Source organism: Epilithonimonas sp., from assembly GCF_032055105.1.
Classification (GTDB): Bacteria; Bacteroidota; Bacteroidia; order Flavobacteriales; family Weeksellaceae; genus Epilithonimonas.
The window spans coordinates 48,856-63,342 of the sequence record NZ_DAMBRK010000018.1 but is presented as its reverse complement, the minus strand read 5'-3'; the positions used below and the strand labels follow the sequence as shown (position 1 = coordinate 63,342).

Sequence of the window (14,487 nt, the reverse complement as noted above, 5' to 3'; positions counted from 1 at the left end):
AATGAAGCAACGATTTATCAAGATTTTAGCATTTGGAATTCTTTTGAGCAGTAATTTACAAGCTCAGACTTTCAACAATCTTTTCAGAACGAAAGATAGACAAGATAATCTGGAAGATTTTGATCTCAAAAAATTCAGTTATGGATTTTATCTAGCTGCTAACAATTTTGATTACAAAATGGTTCTGAATCCTATTTTTGGGATGGATGGTAATCAAAATCTTGTAGAATCTAAATCCACTTACAGTTTCGGAGCTGGATTAATTGGAAAAATGAGACTCAATGAGTTTCTTGATCTAAGAATAGAACCAGGCTTACATTTTGTCCAAAGAGATTTGACTTTCAACACCTTTGAACATAACAGTCAATATTCTGGAGGTACCAATTATAATTTACCATTTGATCCAATCACAAATCCAAGTGATGAGCAAATTAACAAAGTTGTAAAATCCACATACATTGATATCCCAATTTTGTTGGAGGTACATGGTGACCGCTGGTACAACTCTCGTCCATATGCTGCGGCAGGGATCAATTATTTGGTTAATTTACAATCCAATCAAACATCGACTTCGGACAATCTTCTGAACACTTTCCGCTCTACAACACACAATTTTGGCTGGAGTGCAGAGATTGGGATCCAGTTGTATTTTAGTAGATTTAAGCTAACACCAGCCATCAGAGGAACTTTCTTCACCAATAACGAGTTGGTTTCGGATAATGCCACAACACAACCTTATTGGACACCGGCAATTTCTACATTGCAATCCAGAGCCTTTATGTTGGTTCTTAAATTTGAATAAAAATAAACTGAGCTTCTTAGAAAGCTCTTTTTTTATATTACTACGCTCTTAAAACAATCATAATCTATCGTTCTGAATTATTAAGACGATTTAATTTAATGTTAAAGCATTATAAATCAAACAGAAACAAGTTACATTTAATAAAAGAAGAATAAGCTGTTAATTCATGATTATTTTTTCCTATTTTTGTAAAAGTTAGAATTTAATTCTGGTTATGTTAAGCGAATTAGAAAACAATTTTTCTGTTTTGGAAAAAAAGATTCTTAATCTTTACAAGAGATTCAAGAACCTTTCGGAGAAACATGCAGAGACAACTCAGGAGCTAGAAAAATTGCGAGAGGACTATGTAGAGGAAAAACGCAGAAACCAGATCTTAGTAGAAGAAAACAAAGAATTAAAACTTTATTCAGCAATATCTGGAAACGCCGAGCACAACCGACTGATGAAAAATCATATCAACAGATTGGTAAAAGAGATAGACATGTGCGTTTCTGAATTACAAAACACCGGTTTATAATCATGGATTTTAGAAGAATAACCATCAATATCGCCGGAAGAAATTATCCACTGAATGTACCAGCAGCCGAGGAAGAAACCCTTAGAAAAGTTGGTAAGCAGATAGAAAATATGATAAAGGACTTCGAATCTAGTTTTGATGTAAGAGACAAACAAGATGCATTGGCAATGTGTGTGTTGAAACTGGGAACCAATGCAGAAGTTTATTCTTTAAACAATGAAAAAAATATTAAAAATACAAACGAGCGTGTTGCTAAAATCAACGCACTCTTAGATCAATTGGAAAAGTAATTTTTCAAGTTTTTAAGCTACCTACAATAGTTCTAACACAAAGAAGTAAACTCAACAATTAAAAATTACCGGACGAAAGTTCATTTGATGGCGTGCTGCCTTGCGCAGATTACAGAGAATGAAAATCAGTTCAAATCGTGTTTTTATGGAGTTTACTCTATAACTGAACTGTTGTAGGTTTTTTTTATGAAATAAGATGAAAAGTAAAAAGTGAAAGATGTATAATGAAATGTGATGATTACATTTTACTTTTGACATCAAAATTTAAACAAAAAAAAGGAGACAATTAAAACTCAATATATATAAATTTTATGGAAACAATTACCATTATTATCGGGGTTGTTGCACTTATTATCGGAGCTGTTGTTGGACTTTTCTTCGGAAAAAGTTCTCTTAATTCTAAGGCTCAATTTGTGATAGAAGATGCAAAGAAAACTTCCGAAAACATTATAGAAAAAGCCAATGTTCAAGCAGAAGCTATAAAAAAGGAAAAACACCTTCAAGCCAAAGAAAAATTTTTGGAACTAAAGTCTCAACACGATTCTGATATCCAATCTCGTGAGAGAAAAATGCAGGAAGCTGAGAAACGTACCAAAGATAAAGAGCATAAGCTGAATGACGAGCTTAGCAAAGTTGGAAAATTAGAAAAGGACCTTGAAAGACAAGTTTCTGAATACAATAAGAAACTAGAAGTTGTTCAGAAAAAACAACACGATCTAGAAGTTGCAATGGCTCAAAAAGTAGAAATGTTGGAAAAAATCTCTAACTACTCTGCAGAAGAAGCTAAAAACGAGCTGGTAGAATCTTTGAAAGCTGAAGCTAAAACAAAAGCGTCTGCACACGTTCAAAGCATTATGGAAGAGGCGCAAATGAACGCTAAAAACGAAGCTAGAAAAATCATCATTCAAACCATTCAAAGAATTGGTACTGAGCAGGCGGTTGAAAACTCTGTTTCTGTATTTAATATCGAGTCTGATGAAATCAAAGGTAGAATCATCGGTCGCGAGGGTAGAAACATCCGTGCACTTGAAGCTGCAACTGGTGTGGAAATCATTGTTGATGATACACCGGAAGCTATTCTTTTATCTTGTTTCGATCCTGTAAGAAGAGAGATTGCAAGATTATCTCTTCACAGATTGGTAACGGATGGTAGAATCCACCCAGCTAGAATCGAAGAAGTGGTTGAAAAAACTAGAAAACAAATCGAGGAAGAAATCATCGAAGTTGGTAAAAGAACCATCATCGATCTTGGAATCCACGGTCTTCACCCAGAATTGGTAAAAGTAGTTGGTAGAATGAAATTCCGTTCTTCTTACGGACAAAACCTATTACAACACTCTAGAGAAGTTGCAAATATCGCAGCAACAATGGCTGCAGAATTAGGATTGAATGTAAAACTAGCTAAAAGAGCAGGTTTATTACATGATATCGGAAAAGTTCCAGAGCAAGAGTCTGAACTTCCTCACGCACTTCTTGGGATGCAATGGGCTGAGAAATATGGTGAAAATGCAGAAGTAATCAATGCCATTGGAGCCCACCACGACGAGATCGAAATGACTTCTCTCCTATCTCCTATTATCCAAGTTGCTGATGCTATTTCAGGGGCTAGACCGGGAGCAAGAAGACAAGTTCTAGAATCTTATATCCAAAGATTGAAAGATCTAGAAGCAGCAGCTTTAAGCTTTGAAGGTGTTTCCAGTGCTTATGCCATCCAAGCTGGTAGAGAACTGAGAGTGATGGTTGAAAGCGGAAAAGTGAACGACGAAAACGCTTATCAATTATCTTACGACATCTCTGAAAAAATCCAGAATGAGTTAACTTATCCTGGCCAAGTAAGAGTGACTGTGATTAGAGAAACAAGAGCTGTGAATATCGCAAGATAATCCTCAGTTTGAAATAAAAACAAAAGGCTTCCAGATTTTGGAAGCCTTTTGTTTTTTATATTTAATATCAGAAAAGTCGTTTGGTTACAAAACCTTCGTTTTTAAACCAAAGTAAAAGTCATTTGGTTACAAAACGACCGTTTTGTGACTTCCGTCGAAGTTGTTTTGTTACCAAACCCTCGTTTTTAAACCAAAGTAAAAGTCATTTGGTTACAAAACTATAGATTTGTAACCTTCTGAGAACTTGTGTAGGTTCCAAAACTAATTGCAGAGCATTTCATCAATTAATTTGAGGATTACTCCACCGCTACAGAATCATCTCCTCTTCCATCCGCAACAGCATGGATATTTTGATTCTCATCAACAAGGATGATTTCTGTCTTACCGATTTGTTTGATTTTCTCGAATTTATAATTCTTTTTTTCAAGAGCTTTTATGGTTGTTTCTGGGAAATTATATTCTACTTTCACCACTTCTGGCAACCATTGATGATGAAACTTCGGTGTGTTAATAGAGAAATTGGCGTTTTGTTTAAAATCAATCACACCAACAATCGCCTGAAAAACCGAAGTCGGAATTGTAGTTCCTCCAGGTGTTCCAACTACCATTTTTACTTTTCCGTCTTTCAAAACTATCGTCGGCGTCATAGAGGACAACATTCTTTTTCCTGGTTCTATTTTGTTTGCTTCTCCACCAACTGCACCAAACATATTTGGAACACCGGGTTTTATAGAGAAATCATCCATTTCGTTATTTAAGAAAAATCCAGCTCCGGAAACGACAGTTTTACTTCCGTAATAACCATTAAGTGTCGTGGTAATAGAAACTGCATTTCCAAATTTATCCAAAATTGAAATGTGCGTAGTTTGCGTACTTTCTTTTGGTTGATTGATGATTTCACCAACATCTTTACTTGGTGTTGCCAAGTTTGGATTGTAAGATTTCCAACGGTTTTTCAAATAGTCATCAGAAATCAACATTTGAGTTTTGTCGGTTGTAAAATCCGGGTCTCCCATATATTCTGCTCTATCAGCGTAGGCTCTTCTCTCGGCTTCGACCATAATCTGAACTGCTTCAGCAGAATTCTGTTGATATTTTAAAAGGTCTTCGTAAGAGGCCATTTTCAACATCTGAGCGAGCAAGGTTCCTCCGCTGGAAGGCATTGGCATCGATACAATTTCGTTGCCTTTATAATCGAATGACAGGGCTTTTCTTTCTTTCGTTTTATAATTTTTTAGGTCTTTTGCTTGGATGATTCCGTTTCCTAATTTCATTTCGGCAAGAATTAATTCAGCAGTTTTGCCTTCATAAAATTCTTTTTCTCCTGACTTTTGGATTCGTTTCAATGTTTCCGCTAATTCTGGCTGAATCAACAAATCTCCAGCTTTCCAACCTTTGTCATTAATAAAAACAATTTTATTCTTGTTGTGTTTTTTTAAATCATCTTGATGACGATTCAGAAGCTCAGCTTCTTGTTCTGTAATTGCAAAACCTTTTTGTGCTAAATCTATCGCAGGTTCTATCAATTTTGAAAATGGCAATTTCGCATATTTCATAGTTTCGAACATTCCAGAGATACTTCCAGGAACACCAACTGCCAATCTTCCATATTGCGACAAATCTGTATTGGCATTTCCTTTTTTATCCCAATACATATCGAAACTTGCTTTGGAAGGCGCCGTTTCACGATAATCTAAAGCCAACTTTTTCCCATCAGAAGTTACAGCAACCATAAATCCACCACCACCAATATTACCGGCCTGAGGATAAACAACTGCCAAAGCCAATTGTGTTGCAATGGCAGCGTCAAAGGCATTTCCGCCTTCTTTCATAACTTTGGAACCGGCTTCACTTGCCAAAGGATGAGCCGAAACCACAACGCCCTTGTTCTTAACTTTGACTTCTTTGATGAGATTGAAGTCTTTATATTGCGCAGAAACCGTGATGGATAAAAGGAAACTTGCGTATAGTATTTTTTTCATAGTCTTGATTTAATTGATGTTATTAACCACCCCGAATTTCAAAATAAATTTTGAAATCCCCCGTCCATTGGAGGGGAATTTTTGGTGCGTAAATTTAGTCTATAATTATTTGTAGTTGGTCCAATAATCCAGCGAGATTATCTCTTGAGAATTTTGCTTTTATCAATTGATTTTGATTGGGATTAATGGAAAAATGATTGGCATTTCTGAAATCAGCATTATCCAAAATCGTTCTATCAAAAACAGCATTGGTCAAATTGGACTCTGTAAAAACTGAATTCGAAAGATTAGCTTCTGTAAAATCGGTTTCGTTTAAACTGCAATTTTTAAACAGCGTTTTTCTAATATCCAATTGATAAAACGAAGAATGATTCATCAAACAATCCTCAAATCTAAACGAAATATTGAACTGATGAGCATCGTCGAAATTAATTCCAATCAACTTACAATTCTTGAAAACAACATCCCGAAAAGCTGTTTGATTGATTTTGACATTACTGAAATCACAATCTTTGAAATCGCAATCGGAAAATTTGTAATCTGACAAATCCTGATTGGCGAAATTACATTCTGTAAAAACACAATTATCATAATCCGCCTTTGGGACTTTGGTTGTATCGAGTTTCGTAAATTTTTGTTCGGAGAAATAGTCCATTAGATTAGAAGTTAAAAGTCTGAGGTTAGATTTCGGAGAGATTTAAAAATGATGCTTACAAAACCACAAAAGTCACAAAAGTTTTTAATTATTAAAGTTCTTCAAAAGTAAAAAAAGTAATATTTAGAAGTGGCTTATTTTTTCCACTTTAAATAATTTTATGTTTAAGCTTTCCTTTTGTGACTTTTGTGGTTTAAAATTTAATCTAAAAAATAAGTATTAGGTTTTTCTAAGTCCGGCTGAGGAATTTCCGCCTGTTCAAAAATAGAAAACTGAATCGTTTTGCAAAGACTGTTAAGCGCCAAATCATTTTCTTCCTCATCAAACGGGTCTTGAATTTCTTGAATCACCGCATCCAAAGCAATAAATGTGTAACTGATAAACAAAACGATAATTGGTGTCATCCAGCCAATCGCATCTACCAAACCAAATGGCAACCAAAAACAATACAGATAAACCGTTCTGTGAAGCAAAACGCTGTAAGCAAAAGGCAAAGGCGTATTCGCAATTCTTTCGCAACCTCCTGCAATAGTGGACAGATGGTTGAGTTGTACATCTATTGAAGACAAAATAATGGTGTCGATTTTCTGGTTTTGATTCTGAACATTAATCCACTCTCCCATCAAATCTAAAATGATAATTGGTTTGAATTTCTTGTCTTTTATTTTTTCAAAATTCTCTTCAGAAAGCAATTCTCTCAGTTTTCCATTGTCTTCTTTGTTTCTCAATTGGAAATTCAGAGCCCAACAAAATGCAGAAATCATTTTTACGAATTCCTGTTTTTTTGTTTTTGAATCTGGAGAATTGTCATTAATCAAAGTCAAAACCTGACGTGTTAAAGACCTTGTTTCGATAACCAAAGCTCCCCAAAGTTTGCGTCCTTCCCAAAATCTGTCATAACTCGCAGAATTACAAAATCCCATAAAAATGGCCAAAGACAAGCCCAACAATGTAAAAATCGCAGGATTGAGATGGACTTTGAAATCGTAAATAAAACCTTTGAAATAAAATACAATTACCGAAAACAAAGTAATAATCAACAATTGCGGAATAATCTTTCGCAGAACAGAACCTTTCCAAATGAAAAGCATCAAAAACCAGTTGGTTCTTTGTCTAACAATCATAATAAAACTGAGTTGAGAAATGGTCGTTTTTCAAACTTTCAAAAAACAGATAAATTTACTGAATGTTCCGTTGAAGCAAAAATTCTGAAGCCATAAATTTCAAGACTATAAAAAATTAAAGTCTCAGTTTTATAATCGAGACTTTTATTTAATTTTAAATTATCTGTGTCCTTTATGACCTTTGTTATGAGGATTTCCGTGTCCTTTTACTTTTCCAAATTTCTGATGTTTGGGTGGATTATGATATTTTTCCGAAACGATTTTCTTGTGAACATATCTAGGATTTGAAGTAAAGTGATTAACCTTAACAACATTCCTTGGCGGTTTGTGCTTATAATTATTTACAACTATATGATTTCCTCTGTATTTCGCATATTGTTTGTAATGAACCTTATGTCTTTTGTATGGATATCTATCAACCAAGACCACTTTGTGAGTTTTATAAAAATTGACGTGATGATATCTAACCGGTAACGCGGTTGAATAATTCCATCTGTTTCCAGAAAAATAGTAATATCTGCGTTGTGGAACGTTGTAGTAGATATCATATTCTGGCAAATAGTAAGATTCTACATAGTTATAACCTCTTGGCCCCCAATCCGGCTGACTATTGATATTAACATTGACGTTAACCTGAGCTTTAAAAAGTCCCGAAGTAAAACTCACAGAAAATAACACCAACAATAACATTAACCTTTTCATATTCTAATATTTTTCAAGAATAATTCTTAACAAACATAATACCATAGATTTTAAACAATTAGAAATCAATTACTACAGAAATTATATTATTTAAAAAACATTTTGAAATCGCTTTAAAAACAAATAAATTTACAGAACAGTTCTGAGCATTCAGAAAGTTTGAAAATGAAGAAATCGAAAAAAGTTTTAATAGTTACTTATTATTGGCCACCAGCTGGCGGACCCGGCGTTCAACGTTGGTTGAAATTTGCAAAATATCTGCGTGAATTTGGTTGGGAACCGATTATTTACACACCCGAAAACCCGAGTTATCCTTTGGTGGATGAGACTTTGATAAAGGAAGTTCCTGAGAATTTGAAAATTGTTAAAACCAATATTTGGGAACCTTATCAGTTGGCGGAGAAATTCAGTAAGAGTAATAAAAAATTCAAAGGCGGACAGTTTGATGTTGGAAAAAACCAGTCTTTGATGTCGAAGCTTTCAATTTTTATCAGAGGTAATTTTTTCATTCCTGATGCGAGAAAATTCTGGGTAAAACCTTCCATACAATTTCTCAAACAATATCTGAAAGAAAATAATATTGATGTTCTCGTTACAACCGGTCCGCCTCATAGTTTACATCTTATTGGACTTGGATTAAAAAAAGAATTACCCAATCTAAAATGGATTGCCGATTTTCGTGACCCTTGGACAGAAATATCTTATTACAAACATCTCAAACTAACTTCAAGTTCTGATAAAAAACATAGACAACTAGAGAAATCTGTTTTTGAAAATGCTGATTTGACTTTGGCAACAAGTTATACTGATGCAGAAAATTTCAAAAAAAATGGCGCCAATGCTTTTTGTATAACGAATGGTTTTGATAAAGAAAACACTTCGACTCCGCTCAGTGTGACAAATGGAAAAGTAAAATTCACTTTGAGTTATGTTGGAGTTCTGGAACAATTGAGAAATCCTGAGAATCTTTGGAAAGCATTAGAGAATTTGTGTAAAATCAATTCTGATTTTTCTAAAGATTTTGAATTGAAGTTTGTAGGAAGAATTGATGATAAAATATTGAATGAAATTAAGAGTTCGATTTTAAAAAATAACATTAGAAACCTTGGTTATATTGCCCACAATGACTCTGTGAATGAAATGCAAAATTCCGATTTATTATTAATTACCAATTTCCCTAATGGGACATCAAAAGGCATTATCCCCGGGAAACTGTTTGAATATTTGGCTACTGGAAAACAGATTATTTCGTTTGGACCAAAAGATGCTGATGTGGAAACGATTCTTGATAAAACCAAAGCTGGGAAACATTTTGATTATTCGGAAATTAAAGAAATTGAGAATTATATCCTTTCGCTTTATGAAAATTGGAAATCTGGAACATCGATTCATAATGAAGCCAACATTAATGAATTCAGTAGAAAAGAATTAACGAAAAAACTGTCTGAATTACTAAATAAAATTTGATTTATTCATCAAATTTCAAAGACTTCTTAAAAAGAACTTAAAATTAACATCTAATATATTGTTGGCACAAATTTTTCTACTAACTTTAATAATCAATTAATTAATCACAAAAATTTACAAAAATGGGAAATAAAACAAATGGCCTATTGGCATTATTAGGATTGGGAGCATTGGCTTGGTGGAAATACAAAAAATCTTCTCCAGAAGATCAACAAAAAGTGAAAGACACCATCAATAATGCAAAGGATAATCTGACGAAATTTGGTAACGACTTGAAAGATAAAGCCACTCAAACAGCTGAGAAACTGAAAGCAAAAGCTGAAGAACTGAAAAACGACGCACAACAAGCTGCACAATAAATAAAAAAACCGCTTCATTAAATGAGGCGGTTTTTGTTTTTCTAATGTTTAATGATAAGCGATTGCTTCTTGATTATCATTTTTAGATGGTAAATTCATCAAAACAATAGCGAATAATATCAACAAAATTCCAAACCATTGAACAGGAATCACTTCTTCTCCCAATAGCATAAAAGCCATCGTAACAGAAACCGGAAGTTCCAATGAGGAGATGATACTTCCCAATCCCAAACCTGCTTTCGGGAAACCTATATTAAATAAAATCGGAGGAATAATAGTTCCAAACAGCGCTAATACAAATCCGTAAGTCCAGAAAATGGAATAATCAAATGGGCGGATATGCTCTGTATTGTCTGTAAAGTTGAGATAAAAAGATTTCAACCCGTCAAAATACATTGGTCCAATCTGAGCAAAAAACAAAAACAAAAGTACAACCACACCGCCCCCAGAAAGCATCGTCATACTTTTCCTCAAAACAGGTAAATGTGTTGCTAAAGTATTGGATGTAAACATCGTCATTGTAAATGATGCTGCTGCTAAAAGCCCCCAGAATATCCCGTGCCAATCGATTTTCACTTGCATATTGATTAGGTTGGTTGCTAAAATAGTTCCTGTTAAAACAATCATAACAGCTATAATTTTTCTGGCATTTGGGAATTTTCTAGCAATGAAACTTTCTACTACAACGCTGAACCATACCGATTGCATCAACAATACAATGGCAATAGAAACATTAATATACTGAACTGCGATATAATAAAACAAACTAGTGAATCCCATAGAAGTTCCGGCCAACATTAGCATTCTGATTTCTTTTGAACTTGGTTTTGACAATTGTTTTTTTGAGGTTTTTGTTTGGAATAAATTCAGAATTAATAATCCTATAAATCCTAAAACAAACTGAGCTGTCGTAACTTCAGAAGTTGTAAATCCATCTTTGTATGATAGCTTTACAAAAGTCGCCAACATCCCGTAGATACTTGCACCAATCCCTACAAACAAAACACCTTTCAATATATTTTTTTTCTCCATAACTATTTTTGAGCCGGCGAATGTACGATTTAATATTTGAGCTTTAAAGTTTTATAAGATTAAAAAAATCATGTGACTGATAGATAATTTAACTTGGTCTTTAAAATAAAAAAGCCACTCTTACAAGTGGCTTCATTATGATTGAAAATGAATCAAGGATTATTTACCTTCTTCCATTTTTCTTTTCAATTCTGCTAATGCATCGATATCTCCAAGTGTAGATCTTTCTTCGTTGTTAGAAGAAGATGCAACATTGCTAGATCTGTTGTTGTTAGATTCTCTTACATTCTTTTTCTCTTCGTCTCTGAAGATACCTGTGTGAGAAACTACTACTCTTTTGAATTCTTTGTTGAATTCGATCACTTTGAATTGAGCCTCTTCTCCTTTTTTGATTTTAGATCCGTCTTCCTTCTCTAATAGTCTTGATGGGCAGAACGCTTCAACCTCAGCATCTTCGAATTGTACAGAAGCACCTTTGTCGTGAACTTCAGTTGCTTTTCCAGCGTGTACAGTTCCTTCAGCATATTTAGTTTCGAATTTATCCCAAGGATTCTCAGTCAATTGCTTGTGACCTAGAGACAATCTTCTTGCTTGAGTATCCAATTCTAATACTACAACATCTAGTTTATCTCCAACGTTGCAGAATTCAGATGGGTGCTTGATTTTCTTAGTCCAAGAAAGGTCTGAGATGTAGATCAATCCATCGATTCCTTCTTCCAATTCTACGAAAACTCCAAAGTTTGTGAAGTTTCTTACAGTTCCAACGTGTTGAGAACCTACTGGATATTTAGCTTCGATGTTTTCCCAAGGATCTTTGTTCAATTGCTTGATACCTAGAGAGATTTTTCTGTCTTCTCTGTCTAAAGTAAGAACTTCTGCTTCTACTTCATCACCAACTTTTACGAAATCTCCAGCACTTCTCAAGTGAGTTGACCAAGACATTTCAGAAACGTGGATCAATCCTTCAACACCTGGAGCGATTTCTACAAATGCACCATAGTCAGCAAGAACAACTACTTTTCCTTTTACTTTATCTCCAACTTTAAGGTCAGCAGAAAGAGCATCCCAAGGATGAGCTTCTAATTGCTTCATACCCAATTGGATTCTAGTTTTCTCATCATCAAAATCAAGGATAACCACTTTTACAGTTTGTCCGTCTTCCAAGATTTCAGATGGATGATTAACTCTAGACCAAGAAAGATCTGTAATGTGGATCAATCCGTCAACACCTCCAAGATCTACGAATACACCGTAAGAAGTAATATTCTTAACAGTACCTTCAAGAACTTGTCCTTTTTCTAATTGACCGATGATTTCTCTTTTTTGACCTTCAAGATCTGCTTCGATCAACGCTTTGTGAGATACAACTACGTTTTTGAACTCAGGGTTGATTTTCACAACTTTGAACTCCATAGTTTTTCCTACAAACTGATCGTAATCTTTGATTGGCTTAACGTCGATTTGAGAACCTGGCAAGAATGCTTCGATTCCGTGTACATCAACGATCATACCTCCTTTAGTTCTAGATTTTACAAAACCGTTAACGATTTCTCCAGTTTCGTGAAGTTCGTTTACTCTATCCCAAGCTTTAAGCGTTCTAGCTTTTCTGTGAGATAATTGTAATTGTCCAGTTTTGTCTTCTCTTCTGTCAACCATTACTTCAACTTCATCGCCTACTTTAAGACCTTGGTTGTAACGGAATTCGTTAAGAGAAATAACACCTTCAGATTTGAAGTTGATATCTACGATAGCTTCTTTATCTGTTAATCTTACAACTTTACCAACGATTACGTCGTTATCTGTAAGATCATTAAGAGAACCGTTATAGATTTCTTCCAATTCTTTTTTCTCGTTTCTGTCTTCTGCGTTAAGACCTGATTCGAAAGAATCCCAATCAAATTGTTCTGGTGCTACGTTTTGGTTCAAAAGAACCTCTGCTGAATTTGTCTCTTTTGACATTTTCTAAAAAATTTGTATTCCTAATTTATTCAGACTTTGGCTTTGCTGTGACTCCTGAAAAATATGGAAGATGTTAATTGTTAATGTTTTACTTCGCCGAAAGTGCGTTCACAAAAGTGGTGCAAAAATACAAATTTTATTTGAAATAGACAATAATTTAAAAGAAGTTGAATTTATTTATAACCAATTGATAATCAAAACAAAATAATTAAGAGCTAATCCTGCCATCCACTATATCTTTTTTGTCAAAGCTTTTCCATCAGCAAAAAAAAAGGATGCCGTTAAAATCGGGGCTATTGATGAAGTACTTATAAATGAGATTTGATAATTAAACAAATTTGAATCCTAAATTTAAACCTTAAACCCAAGACCTTGAACCTCGAACCAAAAAGAATTATCTTTGCAAAATGGAATTAGAATCAATCTTTCAAAAACTGCAGATCTCTGATATGAATCAGATGCAGAAATCTATATACAAAGCATCCGAAAACGAAACCGACATTGTTTTGCTATCACCAACTGGTTCTGGGAAAACATTAGGATTTCTATTTCCGGTTCTCAGAAATTTGAAATCTGACATCAAAGGAATCCAAGCAATTATTTTAGTTCCTGCAAGAGAATTAGCTTTGCAGATTGAGCAGGTTTTCAAATCCATGGGAACAGATTTCAAAGTAACGATTGCTTATGGCGGACACGATAAAAAGATCGAAATCAATAATCTGATAGAAGCTCCTGCAGTTTTAATTGGAACGCCTGGAAGAATTGCTTATCATTTGAAAAACGAGAACTTTGATCCAAGTTCAATTAAAACTTTGGTTCTGGATGAGTTTGATAAAGCTTTGGAACTCGGTTTTCAAGAAGATATGGAATACATCATTGGTTCTTTGACTGGACTAGCTCAACGCATTTTGACTTCTGCAACCGTAATGGATAACATTCCGAAGTTTGTAGAACTTAACAACGAAAAGAAAATCAATTTCCTCAAAGAAAACGAGTCAAAACCAAACATTCAATTTAAAAAGGTAATGACAACGCCAGAGGAAAAACTAAATACACTTTTCCAGTTAATCTGTAAAATTGGGAACAAAAGAACTTTGATTTTCTGTAATCACCGAGATGCTGTTGATAGAATTTCAGAATTATTAAGAGAAAAAGGAATCCAAAGAGAAACGTTCCACGGCGGAATGGAACAAGACGAAAGAGAACGTGCACTTCTGAAATTCAGGAATGATTCTGCAAGAATATTAATCACAACAGATTTGGCTTCAAGAGGTTTAGACGTTCCGGAAGTGGAATCCATTGTTCATTATCAATTACCGCCGAAAGAAGACGCTTTTATCCACAGAAACGGACGAACTGCGAGAATGAATGCGAAAGGTTTTGCTTATCTCGTAATGACGGAAGACGAGAATTTCCCATTCATCAAAAGTAATACACCGGAAGAAAACGTTTCGGAAGCTAATCGAGTTCCGGAAAGAACACCTAACCAAACAATTTACATTAGCGCCGGAAAAAAAGATAAAGTCAACAAAGTGGATATCGTGGGATATTTAATAAAAAAAGGACAACTTGAAAAAGATGATATTGGCTTAATCGAAGTTAAAGACACCACTTCTTACGTTGCTGTCAACCGAAAAAAAACCATCGAACTTCTTAAAAAACTCGCCAACGAAAAACTGAAAGGCAAGAAAGTAAAAATAGAAATCGCTTATTAA

The 14,487-nt window shown here is 34.4% G+C and carries 13 protein-coding genes; 7 read left to right on the top strand and 6 right to left on the bottom strand.

Features of this window, described 5'->3' with window-relative positions:
• Position 1: 1 nt before the first annotated feature.
• The 4 genes from RTY06_RS14030 (at position 2) to rny (ending at position 3,492) form a co-directional block, all read left to right on the top strand.
• Positions 2-802, top strand: coding sequence for a porin family protein (locus RTY06_RS14030; protein WP_312825601.1), 801 nt, complete (start codon positions 2-4; stop codon positions 800-802).
• Between the two features lie 214 nt (positions 803-1,016).
• Positions 1,017-1,319, top strand: a complete 303-nt coding sequence (locus tag RTY06_RS14025; RefSeq protein ID WP_116032237.1) for a hypothetical protein — start codon at positions 1,017-1,019, stop codon at positions 1,317-1,319.
• Positions 1,320-1,321: 2 nt separating this feature from the next.
• A complete protein-coding gene (locus tag RTY06_RS14020; protein ID WP_116032239.1) occupies positions 1,322-1,609 on the top strand; it encodes a cell division protein ZapA in 288 nt (95 codons plus the stop codon).
• Positions 1,610-1,920: 311 nt separating this feature from the next.
• Positions 1,921-3,492 (top strand): ribonuclease Y, encoded by a 1,572-nt coding sequence (gene rny, locus RTY06_RS14015; RefSeq protein ID WP_312825600.1) that lies wholly within the window; start codon positions 1,921-1,923, stop codon positions 3,490-3,492.
• Positions 3,493-3,788: 296 nt separating this feature from the next.
• Here rny and ggt read toward each other — a convergent pair whose 3' ends face one another.
• The 4 genes from ggt to RTY06_RS13995 all read right to left on the bottom strand — a co-directional run bounded on the left by ggt (position 3,789) and on the right by RTY06_RS13995 (position 7,955).
• The gene (gene ggt, locus RTY06_RS14010) at positions 3,789-5,474 is read right to left on the bottom strand and encodes a gamma-glutamyltransferase (protein WP_312825599.1); all 1,686 of its coding nucleotides are present in this window, start codon (positions 5,472-5,474) and stop codon (positions 3,789-3,791) included.
• Between the two features lie 94 nt (positions 5,475-5,568).
• The gene (locus RTY06_RS14005) at positions 5,569-6,129 is read right to left on the bottom strand and encodes a pentapeptide repeat-containing protein (protein WP_312825598.1); all 561 of its coding nucleotides are present in this window, start codon (positions 6,127-6,129) and stop codon (positions 5,569-5,571) included.
• Between the two features lie 200 nt (positions 6,130-6,329).
• A complete protein-coding gene (locus RTY06_RS14000; RefSeq protein ID WP_312825597.1) occupies positions 6,330-7,253 on the bottom strand; it encodes a bestrophin family ion channel in 924 nt (307 codons plus the stop codon).
• 159 nt (positions 7,254-7,412) lie between these two features.
• Positions 7,413-7,955: a hypothetical protein gene (locus RTY06_RS13995; RefSeq protein ID WP_312825596.1), complete on the bottom strand. Its 543-nt coding sequence runs from the start codon at positions 7,953-7,955 to the stop codon at positions 7,413-7,415.
• Positions 7,956-8,120: 165 nt separating this feature from the next.
• Here RTY06_RS13995 and RTY06_RS13990 point away from each other — a divergent pair, with 165 nt between their 5' ends.
• The gene (locus RTY06_RS13990) at positions 8,121-9,422 is read left to right on the top strand and encodes a glycosyltransferase family 4 protein (RefSeq protein ID WP_312825595.1); all 1,302 of its coding nucleotides are present in this window, start codon (positions 8,121-8,123) and stop codon (positions 9,420-9,422) included.
• A gap of 122 nt (positions 9,423-9,544) precedes the next feature.
• On the top strand, positions 9,545-9,781 hold the full coding sequence (locus RTY06_RS13985; protein ID WP_312825594.1) for a YtxH domain-containing protein: 237 nt from the start codon (positions 9,545-9,547) through the stop codon (positions 9,779-9,781).
• A 48-nt stretch (positions 9,782-9,829) separates the two neighbouring features.
• Here the strand turns inward: RTY06_RS13985 and RTY06_RS13980 are convergent, their stop codons facing one another.
• Positions 9,830-10,813, bottom strand: coding sequence for a DMT family transporter (locus RTY06_RS13980; RefSeq protein WP_312825593.1), 984 nt, complete (start codon positions 10,811-10,813; stop codon positions 9,830-9,832).
• Between the two features lie 159 nt (positions 10,814-10,972).
• Complete coding sequence (gene rpsA / locus RTY06_RS13975; protein ID WP_312825592.1) at positions 10,973-12,772, bottom strand: 30S ribosomal protein S1; 1,800 nt, start codon at positions 12,770-12,772, stop codon at positions 10,973-10,975.
• 407 nt (positions 12,773-13,179) lie between these two features.
• Here rpsA and RTY06_RS13970 point away from each other — a divergent pair, with 407 nt between their 5' ends.
• A complete protein-coding gene (locus tag RTY06_RS13970) occupies positions 13,180-14,487 on the top strand; it encodes a DEAD/DEAH box helicase (RefSeq protein WP_312825591.1) in 1,308 nt (435 codons plus the stop codon).